The sequence below is a fragment of the Rhodanobacter sp. AS-Z3 genome, from assembly GCF_029224025.1.
Lineage (GTDB): Bacteria > Pseudomonadota > Gammaproteobacteria > Xanthomonadales > Rhodanobacteraceae > Rhodanobacter.
Genome location: NZ_CP119392.1, coordinates 1,699,994 through 1,719,919 on the forward strand (window position 1 = coordinate 1,699,994; position 19,926 = coordinate 1,719,919).

The 19,926-nt window shown below is 62.7% G+C and carries 20 protein-coding genes and 1 tRNA gene; 17 read left to right on the forward strand and 4 right to left on the reverse strand.

Annotated elements, in window-relative coordinates:
- Positions 1 to 4: 4 nt before the first annotated feature.
- The 8 genes from infC to PY254_RS07385 all read left to right on the forward strand — a co-directional run bounded on the left by infC (position 5) and on the right by PY254_RS07385 (position 5,807).
- Positions 5 to 529 (forward strand): translation initiation factor IF-3, encoded by a 525-nt coding sequence (gene infC / locus PY254_RS07350; protein ID WP_345781834.1) that lies wholly within the window; start codon positions 5 to 7, stop codon positions 527 to 529.
- A 279-nt stretch (positions 530 to 808) separates the two neighbouring features.
- Positions 809 to 1,006 (forward strand): 50S ribosomal protein L35, encoded by a 198-nt coding sequence (gene rpmI / locus PY254_RS07355; RefSeq protein ID WP_007512063.1) that lies wholly within the window; start codon positions 809 to 811, stop codon positions 1,004 to 1,006.
- Between the two features lie 11 nt (positions 1,007 to 1,017).
- Positions 1,018 to 1,377 (forward strand): 50S ribosomal protein L20, encoded by a 360-nt coding sequence (gene rplT / locus PY254_RS07360; protein WP_056386711.1) that lies wholly within the window; start codon positions 1,018 to 1,020, stop codon positions 1,375 to 1,377.
- 266 nt (positions 1,378 to 1,643) lie between these two features.
- Positions 1,644 to 2,639, forward strand: a complete 996-nt coding sequence (gene pheS, locus PY254_RS07365) for a phenylalanine--tRNA ligase subunit alpha (RefSeq protein WP_281014807.1) — start codon at positions 1,644 to 1,646, stop codon at positions 2,637 to 2,639.
- 21 nt (positions 2,640 to 2,660) lie between these two features.
- The gene (gene pheT / locus PY254_RS07370; RefSeq protein WP_281014808.1) at positions 2,661 to 5,039 is read left to right on the forward strand and encodes a phenylalanine--tRNA ligase subunit beta; all 2,379 of its coding nucleotides are present in this window, start codon (positions 2,661 to 2,663) and stop codon (positions 5,037 to 5,039) included.
- A gap of 1 nt (position 5,040) precedes the next feature.
- Complete coding sequence (gene ihfA, locus PY254_RS07375) at positions 5,041 to 5,340, forward strand: integration host factor subunit alpha (RefSeq protein ID WP_281014809.1); 300 nt, start codon at positions 5,041 to 5,043, stop codon at positions 5,338 to 5,340.
- Entirely contained in the window at positions 5,321 to 5,677 is a 357-nt protein-coding gene (locus tag PY254_RS07380; protein WP_281014810.1) for a MerR family transcriptional regulator, read from the forward strand. The genes ihfA and PY254_RS07380 overlap by 20 nt, the downstream gene beginning before the upstream one ends.
- Positions 5,678 to 5,730: 53 nt before the next feature.
- Positions 5,731 to 5,807, forward strand: a tRNA-Pro gene (locus PY254_RS07385).
- 101 nt (positions 5,808 to 5,908) lie between these two features.
- Here the strand turns inward: PY254_RS07385 and serA are convergent.
- A complete protein-coding gene (serA, locus tag PY254_RS07390; RefSeq protein WP_281014811.1) occupies positions 5,909 to 7,141 on the reverse strand; it encodes a phosphoglycerate dehydrogenase in 1,233 nt (410 codons plus the stop codon).
- 119 nt (positions 7,142 to 7,260) lie between these two features.
- On the opposite strand from serA, the gene PY254_RS07395 reads away from it, so the two are divergent.
- Together PY254_RS07395 and pip are read left to right on the forward strand one after the other, a co-directional pair.
- Positions 7,261 to 8,652, forward strand: a complete 1,392-nt coding sequence (locus PY254_RS07395; RefSeq protein WP_281014812.1) for a D-2-hydroxyglutarate dehydrogenase — start codon at positions 7,261 to 7,263, stop codon at positions 8,650 to 8,652.
- A gap of 62 nt (positions 8,653 to 8,714) precedes the next feature.
- Positions 8,715 to 9,680, forward strand: coding sequence for a prolyl aminopeptidase (pip, locus tag PY254_RS07400; RefSeq protein ID WP_281014813.1), 966 nt, complete (start codon positions 8,715 to 8,717; stop codon positions 9,678 to 9,680).
- Positions 9,681 to 9,814: 134 nt separating this feature from the next.
- Here the strand turns inward: pip and upp are convergent, their stop codons facing one another.
- Complete coding sequence (gene upp / locus PY254_RS07405; RefSeq protein ID WP_281014814.1) at positions 9,815 to 10,459, reverse strand: uracil phosphoribosyltransferase; 645 nt, start codon at positions 10,457 to 10,459, stop codon at positions 9,815 to 9,817.
- Between the two features lie 103 nt (positions 10,460 to 10,562).
- Positions 10,563 to 10,925, reverse strand: a complete 363-nt coding sequence (locus PY254_RS07410; protein WP_281014815.1) for a PsiF family protein — start codon at positions 10,923 to 10,925, stop codon at positions 10,563 to 10,565.
- Positions 10,926 to 11,384: 459 nt separating this feature from the next.
- Between PY254_RS07410 and PY254_RS07415 the strand changes: the two genes are divergently transcribed.
- Positions 11,385 to 12,743, forward strand: coding sequence for an MFS transporter (locus PY254_RS07415; protein WP_281014816.1), 1,359 nt, complete (start codon positions 11,385 to 11,387; stop codon positions 12,741 to 12,743).
- A 12-nt stretch (positions 12,744 to 12,755) separates the two neighbouring features.
- On the opposite strand, the gene PY254_RS07420 is transcribed toward PY254_RS07415, so the two are convergent.
- Positions 12,756 to 14,252, reverse strand: a complete 1,497-nt coding sequence (locus PY254_RS07420) for an aminotransferase class III-fold pyridoxal phosphate-dependent enzyme (RefSeq protein WP_281014817.1) — start codon at positions 14,250 to 14,252, stop codon at positions 12,756 to 12,758.
- A gap of 300 nt (positions 14,253 to 14,552) precedes the next feature.
- On the opposite strand from PY254_RS07420, the gene PY254_RS07425 reads away from it, so the two are divergent.
- The 6 genes from PY254_RS07425 to PY254_RS07450 all read left to right on the forward strand — a co-directional run bounded on the left by PY254_RS07425 (position 14,553) and on the right by PY254_RS07450 (position 19,920).
- A complete protein-coding gene (locus PY254_RS07425) occupies positions 14,553 to 15,482 on the forward strand; it encodes an ABC transporter ATP-binding protein (RefSeq protein ID WP_281014818.1) in 930 nt (309 codons plus the stop codon).
- A gap of 12 nt (positions 15,483 to 15,494) precedes the next feature.
- A complete protein-coding gene (locus tag PY254_RS07430; RefSeq protein WP_281014819.1) occupies positions 15,495 to 16,274 on the forward strand; it encodes an ABC transporter permease in 780 nt (259 codons plus the stop codon).
- 44 nt (positions 16,275 to 16,318) lie between these two features.
- Positions 16,319 to 17,536, forward strand: coding sequence for a sensor histidine kinase (locus PY254_RS07435; RefSeq protein ID WP_281014820.1), 1,218 nt, complete (start codon positions 16,319 to 16,321; stop codon positions 17,534 to 17,536).
- Positions 17,537 to 17,590: 54 nt separating this feature from the next.
- Entirely contained in the window at positions 17,591 to 18,193 is a 603-nt protein-coding gene (locus PY254_RS07440; protein ID WP_281014821.1) for a response regulator transcription factor, read from the forward strand.
- A 78-nt stretch (positions 18,194 to 18,271) separates the two neighbouring features.
- The gene (gene queA, locus PY254_RS07445) at positions 18,272 to 19,303 is read left to right on the forward strand and encodes a tRNA preQ1(34) S-adenosylmethionine ribosyltransferase-isomerase QueA (RefSeq protein ID WP_281014822.1); all 1,032 of its coding nucleotides are present in this window, start codon (positions 18,272 to 18,274) and stop codon (positions 19,301 to 19,303) included.
- A gap of 8 nt (positions 19,304 to 19,311) precedes the next feature.
- Positions 19,312 to 19,920 (forward strand): flavin reductase family protein, encoded by a 609-nt coding sequence (locus tag PY254_RS07450; protein WP_281014823.1) that lies wholly within the window; start codon positions 19,312 to 19,314, stop codon positions 19,918 to 19,920.
- Positions 19,921 to 19,926 lie beyond the last annotated feature (6 nt).

The window sequence follows — 19,926 nt, forward strand, 5'->3', positions numbered from 1 at the left end:
TGGTATCGCAACCACCGACAACAAGGGCAATCGTCGTAACCTGGAAATCCGTGTGCCGCGGGTGCGTGTCATTGGTGCGGATGCCGAACAGCTTGGCATTCTGACCCGCGACGAAGCGCTGGCGCTGGCGCAGGAAGCTGGCATGGATCTGGTCGAGATTCAGCCCAACGGCGATCCGCCGGTATGCCGCATCATGGATTTCGGCAAGTTCAAGTTCGAAGCCCAGAAGAAGGCGCAAGCCGCCAAGAAGAAGCAGAAGCAGGTCGAGATCAAGGAAGTGAAGTTCCGTCCGGTCACGGACGTGGGCGACTACCAGATCAAGCTGCGCAACATGCTTCGATTCCTGGAAGAAGGCGACAAGGTCAAGGTCACCATCCGCTTCCGCGGTCGCGAGATGTCACATCAGGATCTGGGCCAGAACCTGGCCAAGAAGATTCAGGAAGACGTCGGCGAGAATGGCCAGATCGAGTCCTTCCCGCGTCTGGAAGGTCGTCAGATGGTCATGATGATCGGCCCGAAGAAGAAATAAGCTGACGCGACACCCTTGGGTGTCGCGTTGCCCGCAGGAGCGCACCCTGTGCGCGATGGTTTTCGGCTTCGTGGCCAGGATCATCGCGCACAGGGTGCGCTCCTACTGGTATCGGAGTGGCGAACTCCGTATAATCGCCGGTTCGACCCGCCTGGATGGGTCGTGCACCGATCATGGCAGGACGGAAAGTGTGGCTGGGCCCTCGGGGTACTGGTCGCCGCCAGATCAGTCAGAAACCGGGACCTCCATATCGGAGTCGTCCCACTCAAGGAGCATTCCATGCCCAAGATCAAGACCAACCGGGCGGCTGCGAAGCGTTTTCGCAAAACCGCGTCGGGCAAGATCAAGTGCGGTCACGCGTTCAAGTCGCACATCCTGACCAAGAAGTCGACCAAGCAGAAGCGTGGTCTCCGTGCACCGAACCACCTGAAGGCGTGTGATGCGCCCGGCGTGGCTCGCATGCTGCCCTACTTGTAAGGAGATAGACCATGGCTCGTGTAAAGCGTGGCGTCACCGCCCGTCGTCGTCACAAGAAAATCATCGGCCGCGCGAAGGGTTACTACAATGCCCGCCGCAAAGTCTTCCGCGTAGCCAACCAGGCCGTCATCAAGGCTGGACAGTACGCATACATCGGTCGCAAGCAGCGCAAGCGCCAGTTCCGTGCACTGTGGATCGTGCGCATCAACGCTGCCGCTCGCATGTTTGGCCTGTCCTACAGCCGCCTGATCAATGGCCTCAGCAAGGCCGGTATCACCGTTGACCGCAAGGTCCTCGCCGATATCGCCGTGCACGACATCAAGGCGTTTGAAGTGATCGCCGAGAAAGCGAAGGCCAGTCTGGCGGCGTAATTTGTGTGCAGCCCTTTGGGCTTGCGCCTTCAGGGATGAAGGAACAAGTTAAGTGCGGGGAGGAGGCCAATGCCTCCTCCCCGTTTTCGTTTTGGATAGTGATTTTTGCGTTTGCCTTCTCTCTCTTTGGGAGAGGATCGAGGTGAGGGTACGGGGCTTGCCCCATACTTCAGTCGAAGCATGCTTCGATCAGGCGACGGCGCAGAGTGACCCCTCACCCCGCCCTCTCCCGAAGGGGAGAGGGGAAGTAGCGAGAAGCGCATCTTATGGACGATCTGGACAGCCGCGCCGCGCAGGCGCTGGCCGATATCGACAAAGCCGATACGCTGGAGGCGCTCGACGCGCTGCGCGTGGGCCTGCTGGGTAAAAGCGGCATTGTCACTGCCGCGCTGAAGACGCTTGGTGCACTGGCGCCGGATGAGCGCAAGGCGCGTGGCGCCGAGGTCAACCGGGTCAAGGAACAACTGGCTGACGCGCTGGCTGCGCGCAAGCAGGTGCTTGAACAGGCCGAGCTTGATCGCCGACTGGCTTCCGAAAAGCTTGATATCAGCCTGCCGGGGCGCGATGGCGAGCGCGGCGGCATCCATCCGATCACCCGCGCGCTGGAACGCATCAGTGCGATCTTTGCGCGGCTGGGGTATCAGCGTGCCGACGGTCCGGAGATCGAGGACGACTGGCACAATTTCGAGGCGCTGAATTTTCCGCCGCACCATCCGGCGCGCGCCATGCACGACACGTTCTACTTTGGTGACGGCCGCCTGCTGCGCACGCATACCTCGCCGGTGCAGATTCGCTCCATGGCCGGTCGCCAGCCGCCGATCCGGATCATTGCGCCGGGCAAGGTCTATCGCAGCGATTCGGATCAGACCCATTCGCCGATGTTCCACCAAATCGAAGGCCTGCTGATCGACGAGACCTCGAGCTTTGCGGATCTGAAGGGTACGCTGGCCGAGTTCATTCGCGCATTCTTTGAGCGTGATTTCGAGATGCGTTTCCGACCCAGCTATTTTCCGTTCACCGAGCCGTCGGCTGAGGTGGATATTCGCTGGGATGCCGAAGATGGCTCCACCCGCTGGCTCGAAGTGCTCGGCTGCGGCATGGTTCATCCGAACGTGCTGAAGAATTGCGGCATCGATCCGGAGCGCTATACCGGCTTTGCGTTTGGTCTGGGCGTGGAGCGCTTTGCCATGCTGCGTTACGGCGTCTCCGACTTGCGCGCGTTCTTCGAGAACGACCTGCGCTTCCTCAAGCAGTTCGCGTAAGCCGGCAAGGAATCTGAAACGATGAAATTCTCCGAGAACTGGCTGCGCGAGCTGGTCGAGATCCAGGCCGATCGCAGCACCCTGTCCCATGCCCTGACCATGGCTGGTCTGGAAGTAGAGGAACTCACTCCGCTGGGCGACGATCTGGCTGGCGTGGTGGTGGCTGAAATCATTGCTGCGGAAAAGCATCCCGAGGCGGATCGCTTGCAGGTGTGCAAAGTCGACACCGGGCAGGGCGAACCGCTGCAGATCGTTTGCGGCGCACCGAACGCGCGGGTGGGCATCAAGGTGCCGCTGGCGACGGTCGGCGCGAAGCTGCCCGGCGGTATCGCCATCAAGGCGGCGAAACTGCGTGGCGTCGAGTCAGCCGGCATGTTGTGCTCGGCGAAGGAACTCGGCGTCGACGCCGATGCCTCCGGGCTGCTGGAGCTGCCGCTGGATGCACCGATTGGTCAGTCGCTGGCTGATTATCTGGGTCTGCCCGATGCCAGCTTCGAACTGAAACTCACGCCAAATCGTCCCGACTGCCTGGGTCTGGTGGGATTGGCTCATGACGTGGCAGCGCTGTTTGGTAGTTCGGTGAAGGTGCCGGTTCAGGCCGCAGTAGTGGTTACCAGCGAAGCGCGTCGTGGCATTCGTCTGGAAGCAGGCAAAGACGCGCCGCGCTACCTCGGCCGTATCGTCGAAGGCATTGATCCGGCCGCGCGCACGCCGTTGTGGATGGCTGAACGTCTGCGTCGCGCGGGCCTGCGCCCGATCAGCGCCGTGGTCGACGTCACCAACTATGTGATGCTGGAACTCGGCCAGCCGATGCATGCATTCGACAACGATGCGCTCGAAGGTGACATCGTGGTGCGCCACGCGCGTGCGGGCGAAACCTTGAAGATTCTGGATGGCAGCGAGGCGCAGCTCGATCCGGGTTTCGTGCTGATTGCCGACGAAAAGAAAGGCCTGGCGGTAGCCGGAGTGATGGGTGGTCATGCCTCACGCGTCACCGATGCCACGCAGAACATCTTTCTTGAATCGGCGCATTTCGCCCCGGCGGCGATCATGGGGCGCGCGCGCAAGCTGGGCCTGCATACCGACGCGTCGCATCGCTTCGAACGCGGGGTTGATCCGGAACTGCCGCGGCGTGCGCTGGAACGTGCCACCGAATTGTTGCAGGCGATTGCCGGTGGCAATGCCGGCCCAGTGCTGGTAGCCGAAAACCTGGCCGACCTGCCATCGCCAATGCCGGTGACCTTGCGTCGCACGCGCCTGCAGCGGGTTCTGGGTGTTGTGGTGGCTGATGCTGAAGTGGCGCGTATCTTCACCGCGCTGGGCATGCAGGTGGTGGTGGTTGCGGAAGGCTGGCAAGTCACCGCGCCGAGTAGCCGCTTCGACATCGAGCGCGAGGAAGACCTGATCGAGGAAGTCGCGCGGATCTTCGGTTACGACAACATTCCTACGGCCACACCAGCCGGTGCATTGACCCTGGCGGTCGAGCCGGAGGCGCGTATCAACGAGCTGGCCTTGCGCGAGCAACTGGCAGCACGTGGCTACTTCGAAGCCGTCAACCTGTCCTTCGTGGCGGCCGACCTGCTGGCAAGCTGGGGTTTCGGCAAAAACCTGGTGCCGCTGGCCAATCCGCTTTCCGCTGATCTGGCGGTGATGCGGCCGTCGCTGCTGCCCGGACTGATGGATGCGCTGCGCCACAACCGCGCCCGTCAGCAGGAACGCGTGCGTTTGTTCGAGGTGGCCCGCGTATTCGCGGCCGGTAATCCGCCTGTCGAAACACCCTCGCTGGCGATCGTCGCCTGTGGCAACGCTCGTGCCGAACAGTGGGGCGAACCCTCGCGCACGCTGGATTTCCACGATCTCAAGGGTGATCTGGATGCCCTGATCGCCTGGGGCGGCGAACCCCAGCGCTGGTCGGTGCATGCCGACGACCTGCCGGGCTGGCTGCATCCGGGGCGCAGTGCACGGGTGGCTTGTGATGGCGATACCGTGGGCTACCTCGGAGCATTGCACCCGCAACTGGCCAAGGCGCTCGATCTGGGAGCCGACGTGCATGTGCTGGAACTGGCACTGGAGCCCGTGCTTCGGCGCCGGCTGCCGCAAGCGAAGGCGGTCGCCCGGTTCCCGGCCGTGCGCCGGGATATCGCCATGGACGTGCCGGAAGCGGCAGCCTGGTCACAGATTGAGCAGACAGTTCGCAGCACGCTGGGCGAACGGCTGCAGGAACTTCGGCTGTTTGACCGCTACAGCGGGAAAGGGGTCGAAGCAGGCCGAAAAAGTCTCGCTATGGGCTTGATTTTACAGGACGCTTCACGCACCCTTACGGACGACGACGCGGACCGCTGCGTACGAGAAGCGATAGCTGCGTTGGAGCAAACATGCAAGGCGAAGTTGCGAGGATGAGATGGCGCTGACCAAGGCGGAGATGGCCGAGCGGCTTTTCCTCGACGTGGGCCTCAACAAGCGTGAGGCCAAGGAATTCGTGGATGCCTATTTCGAGGTAGTTCGCGGAGCGCTGGAAGAGGGCGAGCAGGTGAAGTTGTCCGGTTTCGGCAATTTCGACCTGCGCCTGAAAAACCAGCGACCAGGGCGCAATCCCAAGACCGGCGAGGAGATTCCGATCTCCGCCCGCCGTGTGGTGACGTTCCGACCGGGACAGAAACTCAAGGTGAGAGTCGAGGGCTATGCTGGATCAAGGGAATAACACCGAACTACCGGCCATTCCGGCCAAGCGCTACTTCACCATTGGTGAAGTGGGCGAGTTGTGCGGTGTAAAACCCCACGTGTTGCGCTACTGGGAGCAGGAATTCCCGGCTCTCAACCCGGTCAAGCGTCGCGGCAACCGACGCTACTATCAGCGCCACGACGTGTTGATGATCCGCCAGATCCGCTCGCTGCTGTACGACGAGGGTTTCACCATCACCGGCGCGCGCGCGCGACTGGAAGGCCCGCAGGCCCGGATGGAGCAAAGCATGTCACACCAGATCGTGCGTCAGGTGCGCATGGAACTGGAAGAAGTCCTTACTCTGCTGCGTCGCTGAAGGCTTCCGAACACACTGCGCAAGCTGTTAGACTTGCCAGCTTGCCAAATCATCGGGGCGTAGCGCAGCCTGGTAGCGCATCTGCCTGGGGGGCAGAGGGTCGTCGGTTCAAATCCGGCCGCCCCGACCAATTCGGCAAGAGAAAAAAAGCGCCCTTGGGCGCTTTTTTGTTGGGAACGGGGAACGGGGAACAAGGCAAACGCGTTCAAGCTTCGTTCCCCGTTCCCGCCCTCAGTACAGCACCCGGCTGCGCAAGGTGCCCGGAATCGCCGCAAGTTGCGCCTTCAGCACGTTCGCCTGTGCCTCGTCGGCGCTCACATCGATCACCACGTAACCCACTTCGCTGTCGGTCTGCAGGAACTGCGCGTCGATGTTGATATTGCCGGCCGAGAACAGTTCGTTGATGCGCGACAGCGTGCCTGGCACGTTGCGGTGGATGTGCAGCAGGCGTCGGCTGTGCGGATGTTCCGGCAGGGTGACTTCGGGGAAATTCACCGCCGAGAGGGTGGAGCCGTTGTCGCTGTAACGCACCAGCTTGCTGGCCACTTCGATACCGATGTTGTCCTGCGCCTCCAGCGTGCTGCCACCGATATGCGGGGTCAGAATCACGTTGTCCATGCCGACCAGCGGTGACACGAATGGATCGTCGTTGCCCTTCGGCTCGACCGGAAACACGTCCACGGCGGCACCGGCGAGATGGCCGTCGCGCAGCATGGCAGCGAGCGCGTCGATATCCACCACGCTGCCGCGCGAGGCGTTGATCAGCATGGCACCGGCGCGCATTTTCGCCAGTTGCTCATGGCGGATCATCAGTTGTGTTGCAGGCGTTTCCGGCACGTGCAAGGTGACCACGTCGGAGCGCTCGAGCAATTCGTCCAGGCTTGATACGGCGCGCGCATTGCCCAGCGACAACTTGGTTTCGATGTCATGGAAGATCACCCGCATGCCGAGGCCCTCGGCGAGCACGCCGACCTGGGTGCCGATGTGGCCGTAGCCGATGATGCCAAGCACCTTGTCACGCGTTTCGTAACTGCCGCTGGCGGACTTCGACCAGCCGCTGCGATGGCACTGCGCATTTTTCTGTGGAATGCCGCGTAGCAACATGATGGCTTCGGCAATCACCAGCTCGGCGACGCTGCGCGTGTTGGAGTAGGGCGCGTTGAATACCGGCACGCCGGATTTGTGTGCGGCGCCCAGATCCACCTGGTTGGTGCCGATGCAGAAACAGCCCACCGCGATCAGTCGCTTGGCATGACTCAGCACCTCGCCGGTGAGCTGGGTGCGTGAGCGGATGCCCACGATATGCGCGTCGCTGATGCGTTGCTTCAGTTCGTCTTCCGGCAGTGACTTCGCATGCAGTTCGACATTGCTGTAGCCGGCCCGGTGGAACACGTCCACGGCACTGGCACTGACTCCCTCCAGCAGCAAAACCTTGATGTCCTGGCGCGGGTAGGAAGTCTGCATGTCTTGTTCCATTTCGGGTGGCGGCGAAGACCCTCAGAGTAGGCGAGCTTTTGTCGCACTGCAACACTGGACGTGGCGCGGAGCTGCTGGCAGTCTGTGTGGATACTGGGAGCCGAAGCATGTCCGACCCGCGTCTCGCTGATTTGTCCCGTCGCCTTCCTGACCTGCGCCTGCTTACGGCATCGGGTGAATTGGAACACTACGGCCGCGACTGGACCCGCCGCTGGACACCAGCCCCACTCGCGATAGCGCTGCCTTCAACAACAATGGACGTCCAAACGATTGTGCGCTGGGCCAACGAGCACCATGTAGCCATCGTGCCGTCCGGTGGTCGCACGGGTCTGTCCGGCGGCGCGGTGGCGGCGAATGGCGAGCTGGTGTTGAGCCTGGAACGGATGAACCAGGTGGTGGATTTCAACGCGGTGGACCGCACGCTGACAGTGCAATCCGGCATGATTCTGCAGCACGTACAGGAGACCGCTCGCGGGCATGGCCTGCACTATCCAGTCGATTTCGCGGCGCGTGGTTCCTGCTCGATTGGCGGCAACATAGCCACCAATGCCGGTGGTATCCGGGTGATTCGGTATGGCAACACGCGCGAATGGATCGCTGGCTTGACGGTGATAACGGGCAGCGGCGAGTTGCTCGAACTCAACCGCGGGCTGGTCAAGAATTCCAGCGGCTATGATTTCCGCCAGCTCATGATTGGTTCGGAAGGCACGCTGGGCATCGTGGTCGAAGCGACCCTCAAGTTGACCGATCCACCACCACCATCGCAGGTGATGTTGCTGGCCCTGCCCGATATGGAAGCATTGATGCAGGTGTTCGCGCTGTTTCAGTCGCGGCTGGCCTTGCAGGCATTCGAATTTTTTACCGATCACGCGCTGGATCACGTGCTGGCGCACGGCGCGCAGCGCGCCATCGAGGGCGAGTATCCGTATCACGTGGTCACCGAGTTTGATGCCGTGGATGAGCGCATGCAGGACGCGGCGTTGGCTGCCTTCGAACATGCGCTGGAGCAGGGGTGGGTCAGCGACGGCGTGATCGCCAACAGCGAATCGCAGGCGGCGGCATTGTGGCGGCTGCGCGAAGGCATCACCGAGAGTCTGGCGCCGCGGCGGCCCTACAAGAACGATGTGTCGGTGCGGGTCAGCGCGGTGCCGGCGTTCCTGCAGGAGATGCAGGCACTGCTGGCGCGCGAATATCCGCAGGCCGAAGTGGTCTGGTTCGGGCATATCGGTGACGGTAACCTGCACATCAACGTCTTGCGGCCCGACGGACTTGCCGAAGACGCTTTCATCGCCCAATGCGAACACGTGACGCGGTTGCTGGCCGAAACCTTGCAGCGACATGGCGGCAGCATCTCGGCCGAACACGGCATCGGACTGGTCAAACGAGCCTACCTTGGCAGCACCCGCAGCGCGGCAGAAATCGCCTTGATGCAGGGCGTTCGCAAGGTGTTCGACCCGCTCGGCGTTCTCAATCCCGGCAAGCTGTTCGAGCAGGGCTGAAAAGCCGGAAAAGCAGTCCCATGCTAGTCTTCAGGGCTTGCCTGAGCTCATGAGGAACCGCCATGTCGTCGTCATTGCGTTCGCTTTATCCGGAAGTCGAGCCGTTTGACAGCGGCATGTTGCAGGTCTCGTCGCTGCACACGCTGTATTACGAGCAGAGCGGCAACCCGAACGGCAAGCCGGTGGTATTCCTGCACGGTGGTCCTGGCGGTGGTACCAATCCGAAGTGCCGACGTTTCTTCGATCCGGCGGTCTATCGCATCGTGCTGTTTGACCAGCGTGGTTGCGGCAAGTCGACTCCGCACGCGGAACTGAGCGGCAATACCACCTGGGATCTGGTCGCTGATATCGAACGCGTGCGCGAACACCTGTCGGTTGATCGCTGGCAGGTCTTCGGCGGATCGTGGGGCTCGACGCTCGCGCTGGCGTATGCGCAGACGCATCCGGACAAGGTCACCGAGTTGGTTCTGCGCGGTATCTTCATGCTGCGCCGCGCCGAACTGGAGTGGTTTTACCAGAAGGGTTGTGATGCCTTGTACCCCGACGCGTGGGAAACCTATCTCAACGCGATTCCGGAAGTTGAGCGAGGCGACTTGATGAGCGCCTACCATCGCCGCTTGACCAGCACGGATGCGAAGACGCGTGCCGACGCGGCACGCGCCTGGTCGGTATGGGAAGGCGCCACCAGTTTCCTGTGGCAGGACAAATCCCATATCGAGTCCAGTGGCGAAGATGAATTCGCGCTGGCGTTTGCGCGCATCGAATGCCACTACTTCGTCAACGGTGGTTTCTTCGAACATGACGACCAGCTGCTACGCAATATAGACCGCATCCGCAATATTCCGGCGGTCATCGTGCAGGGTCGCTATGACGTGGTCTGCCCGCTGCGCAGCGCATGGGATTTGCACCGCGCGTGGCCCGAAGCCGATCTGCATATTGTGCAGGATGCCGGTCACTCGGGGTTCGAGCCGGGCATCCTGCATCAGTTGATCGAAGCGACTGATCGCTTCGGAAGCGCAGCGCCATAGACGTTCTCCCTCACCCGGCCATCTCCCCGTCGGGGAGAGGGCCGGGTGAGGGGCAGAGCCACAGATAAAGTTGATCGAAGCTCGCGCCGCCTGTCAGTCTGCCGCTGGGCATGCCGGCTGGAGAAGACAGGTACTCAGTCGTTGGCCGGCAGTTGCTTGGTACCGAAAATCTTGTCGCCGGCATCGCCGAGGCCGGGCAGGATGTAGCCCTGTTCATTGAGTCGTTCGTCGATCGACGCGGTATAGATTTCGATATCGGGGTGGGCGGCGGTAATTCGGTCCAACCCCTCCGGCGCGGCAACCAGAAACAGGCCCTTGATGCGTTTGCAGCCGGCTGCTTTCAGCATGTCGACGGTAGCAACCAGAGTGCCGGCGGTGGCCAGCATCGGGTCGACAATCAGCGCAATGCGCTCGTCCATGCGACCGGTGAGCTTCTCGTAGTAGGTGATCGGTTTCAGCGTCTGCTCGTCGCGCTGCAGGCCAACGACGCTGACCTTGGCAGCAGGGATGAGGTCGAGCACGCCCGGCAGCATGCCCAATCCCGCGCGCAGGATCGGCACAATGGTAATTTTCTTGCCCTTGATCCGGCGCACCTTGATCGGCCCGGCCCAGCCATCGATCTCTTCCTCGACGGTTTCCAGATCTTTGGTGGCTTCGTAGGTGAGCAGGGCGGCGACCTCGGAGGCCAGTTCGCGGAATTCCTTGGTACTGATGCCGGCACGACGCATCAGGCCCAGCTTGTGCTGGATCAGCGGGTGGCGAACTTCGACGATCTTCATGGCAACTGACTTCAATGGCAGCGCGTGGCGCAATAGTCAGTGAGCTTAGCGAAGCTCGGTTGCCCACGCACGCATCGCCTGCGTGGGCAACGGCCGGGGTAACTTAGTGCGCGGCAGGTGCGGCAGCGTCACCCTTCAGGCAGCCGCTCATGAAGGTCTTGCGATCGGCACCCTTGAGCGCCTTGGTCTTGGCATCGGCGTTGCAGGTTTTCATCTTTTCCTGCTGGGTGGCTTTGGCTGAAGGCGCGGCCATCATGGTCTGACCCTTCAGGCAGGAACTCATGAACGCCTTGCGCTCGTCGCCCTTCTTGCCAGTTGCCTCTTTGTTGCAGTCAGCCATGCGCTGCTGCTGTGCGGTGCGTGGCTTTGCCGGTGCAGCGGTGCTGGCTTGCGGCGTGGCGGCGAAGCTGGCGCCGGCAAAGGCGAAGGCGGCACCGATTACAAGCAGACGAAGTGAAATCGACATCGTTGAGGTCTCCCTGGGAAACCGGCGGCTGCCGGCTGTACCAGTCTAGGCCTGGTGGGGGCATCCGGGGAGTAGGTGAAACCCGGCATGCATGAAGTATTCATCTGCGGCGACGCGTCATGGGTGGCGGCCCCTGAACCATCGGCGCAAGCGGTAGACGCGCTTCGGGCCTGGCATCGTCGAGCTTTTCAAGCAAACCCCTGGCCGATTGCCACGACCGGGCCACTTCCGTGCACCACGGAGCGAAGGTCGCTCGCCCGGAAGCGATTTGCCGCCGCAAGAGATCACGCCGATATTGCGTCCCCGCAGGTACTTCCTGCCGCAGCTCGGGCGTGGGCTTGGTCCAAGCGTGAACTTCGTGCCATATTCACTTTCGAGTCCGTGTCCCCAAAACCGTGGACGCACGTACGACAAAGACTCGGCAAGCCACGTCTGCTCACGAAGCTCAAGGGGAAACGGATGCCTGCAGGGTCAGCGTTCGGGTTGGCGTCCGCTCTACGGCCGCAGCAAGCCCTGCCTGTGCGGCAGGTGCTCGCGGTGGTGGTCGGCAATGCGATCGAGTTCTACGACTTCGTCACCTATGCCTTTTTTGCGGCCCAGATCGGCCGGGCCTTCTTTCCCTCGCACGCACCGGGCGCCAGTCTGCTGGCCTCGCTGGCCACGTTCGGTGCAGGTTTTCTGACCCGTCCGCTGGGTGCCTTCGTGATCGGTCGCATGGGCGATCGGGTCGGTCGCAAGCCGGCGATGTTGTTGTCGTTCACCCTGATCGGCATCGCGGTAGTCGGCCTGCCGCTGACGCCCTCGTATGCCAGCATCGGAATCGCCGCGCCGATTCTGGTGATCGGTTTTCGTCTGCTGCAGGGTTTTGCACTGGGTGGCGAGGTGGGGCCAAGCACCGCCTTCATGATGGAGGCAGCACCGCTGCATCGTCGCGGGCTCTATATTTCGCTGCAGGCGATGAGTGCGGATGCCGCGGTGCTGGTGGCCGGCCTGGTGGGTGTTGGTCTGGCGTCGGTTCTCGATGAGTCTGCGCTGGATGCGTGGGGCTGGCGGTTAGCCTTGCTGGTGGGAGCCATCATCATTCCCTTCGGCCTGGTGTTGCGCCGCTCGCTCGGCGAGACATTGTCCGTAGCAGAGAATGCAAGGTCGCATGGCGATAGTTCGCCCTGGCGCGGCTACGGCAAGATCGCGCTGCCGGCGCTGGCGATGCTCGCGGCGGCCACTACCACCAATTACATCCTCGACTATATGACGACCTACGCTGGCAGCACGCTGGGCATGCCCACGAAAGTTGCGCTTGGCGCCACTGTGGCGGTCGGTTTGAGTGGCGTGATCTGCGATCCGATCAGTGGCTGGCTGTCCGACCGGTTCGGTCGCAAACCGGTGATGGTGGTGCCATGGATCGTGCTGCTGCTGGCGATCTTTCCGTGTTTCTGGGTGATCGGGCATTGGCGCAACGGACCGGCTCTGTATGGGGTTTGTACGTTGCTCGCGGTCGCCTCGACGCTGTCGACAGCAACGGTGCTGGTATCCATCACCGAGTCATTGCCGCAAGCGATCCGCTCCGGCGGGCTGTCGATGATCTATGCGGTTGCCATCGCCATCTTCGGCGGTTCGACGCAGTTCATGGCGGCATGGCTCACCCGGATCAGCGGCAGCGCGTTGGCACCGGCGTGGTACCTGATCGCTGCGGTTGTCGTCGGGCTGCTGGCGATTACGCGAATGGCCGAAACCGCGCCGATACGCAATCTGCAACACGCCCGCGGAAACGCGGAGGCCACCCCGCTGCAAGCGGGGTGGCCTCCGATGGAACCCTGACGGATCAGGTGGTCAGGCTGCTTCGGCCTTGGCCTTGCGCGGACCTTCCAGCAAGGCCTTGCGCACATGCGCGACGACCAGGTCGACTTCGGCACTGGTGACGTTGAAGTGCGGGGTGAAACGCAGCGAGTTGGTGCCGCCGTGGATCACGCCGATGCCATGCTCGCGCATGTATTCCTCGGTGGAACCGGCGCCGTAGCACTTGTACTCCGGGGCCAGCTCGCAGGAGAACAGCAGGCCAGTACCTTGCACCTTGGTGATCAGGCCGCCCAGCTCGTTCTTCAGCGCGTTGAGCTTGTCGACGAATTCCTTGCCGCGCTCGCGGATGTTGTTGCGCACGGCATCGCTGAGTTCGCCCATAGTGGCCAGCGCCACGTCCAGTGCGCGGGGGTTGGCGGTCATGGTGTTGCCGTAAATGCCCTTGCGATACAGCTCGGCGGTAGCGGCGGTGACGGCCAGCACCGACAGCGGATACTGCCCGGCATTGAGCGCCTTGGAGAAGGTTTCCATGTCCGGCGGCGGCAGATTTTCAAAGCCGGGATAGTCGACGAACGACAACACGCCGTGTGCACGCAGGCCGGCCTGGATCGAATCGATCAACAACAGACTGCCGTGTGCGCTGGTCAACTCGCGTGCTGCCTTGTAGAACTCGGCCGTGACGGCGCGGCCCGGGTCGCCTTCGCCCATCACTGGCTCAAGGAACATCGCCTCGATGAACCAGCCGTGTTTGTCTGCATCAGCGAACGCCGCCTGCAGTTGGGCGACGTCATACGGCGCCACCGTGATCACGCTGTCTTCGTGGCGATAGCTGGCCAGGTTCTGTTGATAGGCCTTGCGACTGGAGTCGGAATACAGCGCCGGCTTCTCGGTGCGGCCGTGGAAGGCGCCCTTTACCGCGAGACGCTTGATCGTGCGGCCCGCGTAGCGGCCACCTTCGTCGGTCATGTTCTTGGCGTTGACGTCGGCAATGCGGCAGGCCAGGGTGACCGACTCGGAACCCGAATTCAGGCACATATAACGCGTATACGGGCTGCCGCCGCGACTGCGACCCAGTTCCTTGTTCAGCGCCTTGGTGAACTGCAGCTGCGCCACGCTGGGCGACATCACGTTCGCCATCACCTGGGGGCGGCCAAGGGCAGCAAGAATCGCTGCGTCGTTGTGGCCGAAACCGAGCATGCCGTAGCCGCCATTGTCGTGCACCACGGCGCCTTTCAGGGTGACGATCCACGGGCCACGGGCTGCGGCCGGCAGGTAAGGATTGATCGCATCGTCCGGGTAGAAATTGACGAAACCGGCTTGTGCCTGGGCCAGCTGCTCGGTTTCATCGAGCTTGAGGAAGTCGCCCAGATCGGCACGCAGCTCATGGTGGCGAGCCGCCGCTTCGGCAATCGCCTGAACCAGCAACGGGTCGTTGGCAGCCATGCGCTCGATGCTGGCGTCATCCAGGCCGATGGTGCGCGGCTTGCCGCCGAAATCGCGCAATTCGCGCAGCTGATTGATCACACCCATGACTTTCTCCTGAGGTAAACGTCGGCGCCTCGCACCCAGCGCAAAGCAGGCCGATGGATCTGCACATGGGCGACGTAGGCCCGAAACCCGCCTTGATCACCGACTCCAGCGTGAAAAACCCGCTACGGAGCACCGGATCAGCGCTGGCTGCGCAAGATCATCCCCTGAGCATAACGCGGCGGGCCGGGTCTCCGGTACCCCCGGGGTGACGGCTGTCACCTGCGATGGCTGACGCTGGCCCATGGGGAAAGCGCTCCAAACAGCCTAATTTGCAAGGCATTCCAGAGAAGGTATGGCTCGATGAATACTGCAGAACAGGTGGTTGCCCGGCTTGCCGGCGCGATCAAGCGTTACGGCTCGCTCACTGCGCTGGATGGCGCCGATTTGCTGGTACGCCACGGCGAACTGCTGGCCCTGCTTGGCCCGAACGGGGCGGGCAAGACCACCGCGATCGCCTTGCTGTTGGGTCTGATTCGGGTCGATGAGGGCAGCGCGCAGCTGTTTGGTGGTGACCCACAGGCGATCGAACCACGTCGGCGCATCGGGGTGATGCTGCAGCACGCGGAGCTTCCGCCGACACTGCGCGTGGGCGAGTTGTTGCGCCTGACCGCGAGCTACTACCCGAACCCGCGTTCGCTGCAGGAATCGGCAGCGCTGGCTGGAGTGACCGACCTGCTCAAGCGGCCTTACGCAAAACTTTCCGGCGGCCAGCAACGGCGTGTGCAATTCGCGCTAGCCCTCTGTGGGCGCCCCGAACTGCTGTTTCTTGACGAGCCGACGGTGGGTATGGACATCGAGGCGCGCCAGCAATTGTGGGCGACGATTCGCCAATTGATCAGCGAAGGTTGCGCGGTGTTGTTGACCACGCACTATCTGGAAGAGGCCGAAGCGCTGGCTGACCGCGTTTGCGTGATGTCACACGGCAAGGTGATCCATGAAGGTACGGTCGAGACGCTGCGCGCGCGCGTGGCGCAAAAGCGTATCCGCTGCGTCACCACGCTGACGGCGACTGCCGTCGGCAGCTGGCCCGGAGTCAGCGAAACCCGCCTGCAGGATGGGCGCCTGCACATTGTCACTGCCGAGGCAGAGGCGGTCGTGCGTCGCCTGCTGGAGGCCGATCTGCAACTGAGCGAGCTGGAGGTTCAGCGTGCGGGTCTGGCCGAAGCGTTTACCGAACTTACCCGTGACGCCGCCACCTCGGTGGCTTCCGACCAGCGTGAGGCTGCCTGAATGGACATCGTGATGACTGACGTAACGGCGGTTCCCATCGTGACCATGTCGCGCCGTCGCGTGCTGGGTGCCTACCTGGAAGAGGCGCGCAGCGAATGCCTGCGCTACATGCGCAACCCCAGTTTCATGCTGCCAATCATGCTGTTTCCGGGGATGTTCTATCTGTTGTTTGGCGTGTTGATGGCTAAATCCAACGGCGCCGACGCGGCGCGCTACCTGCTCGCCAGCTACGGTGTATTCGGGGTGATGAGCCCTGGCTTGTTCGGCTTCGGGGTGTCGCTGGCGCTGGAACGTAACAGTGGCCTGCTGACTTTCAAGCGTGCGCTGCCGATGCCGCCGGGTGCCTATCTGATCGGCAAGATGGTGATGGCGATGGTGGCTGCCGCCGGAGTGATCCTGTTGCTGCTGGCGATGGCGACGACACTGGGCCATGTGTCGCTGGCCGCGCCGCAGGTCGGTGCCTTGTTGCTGGTCGGCGTACTTGGCGTGTTGCCGTTCTGTGCGCTGGGCATGTTTGTCGGCACGGTGTTCAAGGGGCAGGGTGCACCCGGTGTGCTGCAGCTGATCTATCTGCCGATGTCGTTCATGTCAGGCTTGTGGTTCCCCTTGCCGATGCTGCCGAAGTTCCTGCAGCAGATCGCGCCGATCTGGCCGAGCTATCACCTGGACATGTTGGCTCTGGCCGCGGTGGGCATGAACAAGCAGCCGCTGTTCGCGCATGTGCTGATGCTGTTGGGGTTCACGGCCGGCTTCCTGCTGCTGGCGGCGCGGCGCTTGCGCCGGCATGGTTGAAGTAGCATGCGATGCAGCCTGCCCATTCCGCGAAACGACACGCCATGATCCCCGCCTTCATTAGCCGATGGTTCCTTCCGGCCCAGGATTCCGCCGTCGCCGACGACTTGCGACGCGGCAAGTCGCCATGGGCCGACAGCGTGCATCTGTTGTGGTCGCTGTGGATCTTCATCACGCCGATGTTCGACCACGGATTGCGCGGCTACACCACGACCTGGCTGTTGTTCACGCTGGCCTCGTATCCGGTGTTTCTGCTGCTGTTTGCCAGGATGCAGCTGGCTTCGCGTCGGACCGCCTATCGCTACGCCTGGGGCATGGCGGTGCTGTGCTTCGGTCTGATGCGCTGGTATCCCAGCGGCCTCAGCTATTTCGTGTACGCCTGCGTGATGCTCAGTCACTGCGACCGGCGGCAGTTCCGGAGTTATGCGCTCCAGGTATTGGCGCTCAATGCGATCTATGTGGGGCTGGCGTGGTGGATCGGTTACCCGAGCGCCTTGCTGGTAATCATGCCGGTCACCGTGTTCGTGATCTGCACCATCGTAACCGTCGAGCAACTACAACACGAAAAGGATGCGGCGCTCAGCCTTTCCCATGACGAGGTACGCCGGCTCGCCGCTACGGCGGAGCGCGAACGGATCGGCCGTGACCTGCACGACTTGCTGGGGCACACGCTGTCGCTGATCACGCTGAAGCTGGAGTTGTCGCGCAAGTTGTTCGATCGCGATGTCGAGGCAGCGAAACGTGAAGTGGAAGAGGCCGAAAAAGTTGCGCGACATGCGCTGGCCGAAGTGCGCAGTGCGGTCACCGGCATTCGCGCTACGGACCTGGCAGCGGAGATGGCGTCGGCGCGGTTGCTGCTTGAATCGTCTCGCGTGCATCTGGGATACGACGCGTCGCCGGTCGACATGCCGGCAGAAATAGAGCGGGGACTGTCACTGGTGTTGCGCGAGGCGGTGACCAATATCGCCCGGCACGCCGCTGCCAGTTGCGTGCGCATCGAGCTGCGCCGGGAGCACGCTGCGGTCTGCATGCAAATCAAAGATAACGGTCGCGGCGGCCTTGCCCGCGATGGCAACGGCATGACCGGAATGCGCGAGCGTGTCCGCGCGATGGGTGGAACCTTGGGCGTCGAATCCCCGTTAGGGGGTGGCACGCAGTTGCGGGTGCTCGTGCCCGTGCCGGTGCTGCGCCTGGTCGAGTCCTCGCGCGTGGCGTCGGCAGTCAACCCGGTGCAGGCCAGCTCCAGCTATCCTGCGGCCTGAGCGGCTGCTGCGGTTTCTGCGCCAGCGCCCCCCTTTCGACAGACAGGTAAACCCATGATTCGCGTGTTGCTGGCCGAAGATCAGGCGATGGTGCGTGGCGCGCTGTCGGCGTTGCTGCAGTTGGAATCAGATATCGAAGTGCTCGGTTCGGCGGCTGACGGCGAGGCCGCATGGCGCGATATCCAGAAGCACAAGCCCGATGCGCTGGTGACGGACATCGAGATGCCGGGCCTGACCGGTCTGGAACTGGCCCAGCGCATTCAGCGGCAGGAGTTGCCGATCAAGGTGGTGATCGTCACCACGTTTGCTCGCCCCGGGTTCCTGCGTCGTGCGCTGGATGCCGGTGTGTCCGGCTATCTGCTGAAGGATGCGCCGGCGGAGAATCTGGCCGAGGCGTTGCGTACGGTGCATCGCGGTGGTCGCGCGATTGACCCGCAGCTGGCGCTGGAAGCATGGTCGGAAGCCGATCCCTTGAACGACCGCGAGCGCCAGGTGTTGCGGCTGGCGGGCGAAGGCCAGTCGGCCGGTGACATCGCCACGCAACTGAATCTTTCGCACGGCACGGTGCGCAATTATCTGTCCGAGGCGATCGGCAAGCTCGGCGTGGCCAATCGCATCGAGGCGTTCCGGCTGGCGCGACAGAAAGGTTGGCTGTAGCGCCGCGCACCCGGGGATTTCGCAAGAAGCGGCCTGCTGCGAGATAATGCCGCGTTATCCACGCTGGCCGTCACCGTCTTGAAGAAGTCCGATTTCGATTTTGAACTGCCACCCGAGCTGATCGCGCAGGCCCCGCTGGCCGAGCGTTCGGCTAGCCGCATGCTCCTGCTTGATGTGCCGGCGCAGTCGCGGCAGGACCGCATGTTTCGCGAGCTGCCCGACTTTCTGCGGCCCGGTGACTTGCTGGTGTTCAACGACACCCGCGTCTTGCCGGCGCGCCTTTATGGCCACAAGGACACCGGTGGCGCGGTGGAAATCCTGATCGAGCGGCTCACCGGCGAACACGAGGCGATAGTGCAGCTCGGCGTCAGCAAGAAGCCGAAAGAAGGTGGCCGGATCGCGCTGGCCGATGGCAGCCATGCGGTGGTGCTGGGGCGTGATGAAGGCTTTTTTCGCCTGCGTTTCGAAGCGTCCGAGCCGCTGGAGAAGCTGCTGCTGAAGCTGGGCGAGATGCCGCTGCCGCCGTATATCGAGCGGCATGCCGATGCCAGCGACATGGAGCGCTACCAGACCGTGTTCGCGCGTGAACCCGGCGCGGTGGCGGCGCCGACCGCCGGTCTGCATTTTGATGAGGCGACGCTGCAACGACTGCGTGAGCGCGGTGTCGAGTTTGGCTATGTCACCCTGCATGTCGGCGCAGGCACGTTCCAGCCGGTGCGTGCGGATGATCTCAAAGATCACCACATGCATACCGAGTGGCTCAACGTCGGCGCGGAATTGGTAGGCCAGATCCAGCGCACTCGAGCGAACGGCGGCCGGGTGATCGCCGTGGGCACGACCGTGGTGCGCGCGCTGGAAAGCGCGAGCAAGGGCGGCGAGCTGCAGCCGTTTGCCGGCGAGACGCAGATTTTCATCTTCCCCGGCTATCAGTTCACCAGCATCGACGGCCTGCTGACCAACTTCCACCTGCCGCAATCGACCCTGATGATGCTGGTGTCGGCATTGGCAGGGCGGGAATTCATTCTGGACAGCTACCGGCATGCGGTCGAGCAGCGCTACCGCTTCTTCTCGTATGGCGATTCGATGCTGATCCTCCCACACGGCGAGTAAGCATCCTCATGCAAGTGGATTTCACCCAGCTCGACGCCGCCGAGTCCTACCGATGGCTGTCTTCCACCGTGACGCCGCGCCCGATTGCGTGGGTCTCGACGATATCCGCCAGCGGCGTCGCCAATCTGGCGCCCTTCAGCTTTTTCCAGGTGATCTGCGATGAGCCGGCGACGCTGCTGGTGAACGTCGGGCTGCATGCCGGTGGTCGGATCAAGGACACCGTTCGAAACGTGCGTGACACCGGCGAGCTGGTGATTCACCTGGTCAGCCGTGCAGCGGCGGAGACAATGAACGTCACCTCGGCCACGCTGCCGCACGATCAGAGCGAGTTTGCCTTGGCGGGTATTGAGACCGTGCCCAGCTGCCTGGTCAAGCCGCCGCGGATCGCCGCTGCGGCGGTGGCATTCGAATGCGAGTTGGCCGAAATCAAGCCTTATCCGGCTGAGAGTCCGCGCCAGTTCCTGATTTTTGCCAAGGTGCTGCTGGGGCACATCGACGCTGCCGTGATGACGGACGAGCGCCATGTCGACCCGGCCAAGCTTGATCTGGTGGGCCGCCTCAGCGGAAGTTTCTACAGCACTACGCGCGATCGTTTCGCGATGAAGCGTCCCGCTTGAAGTCCG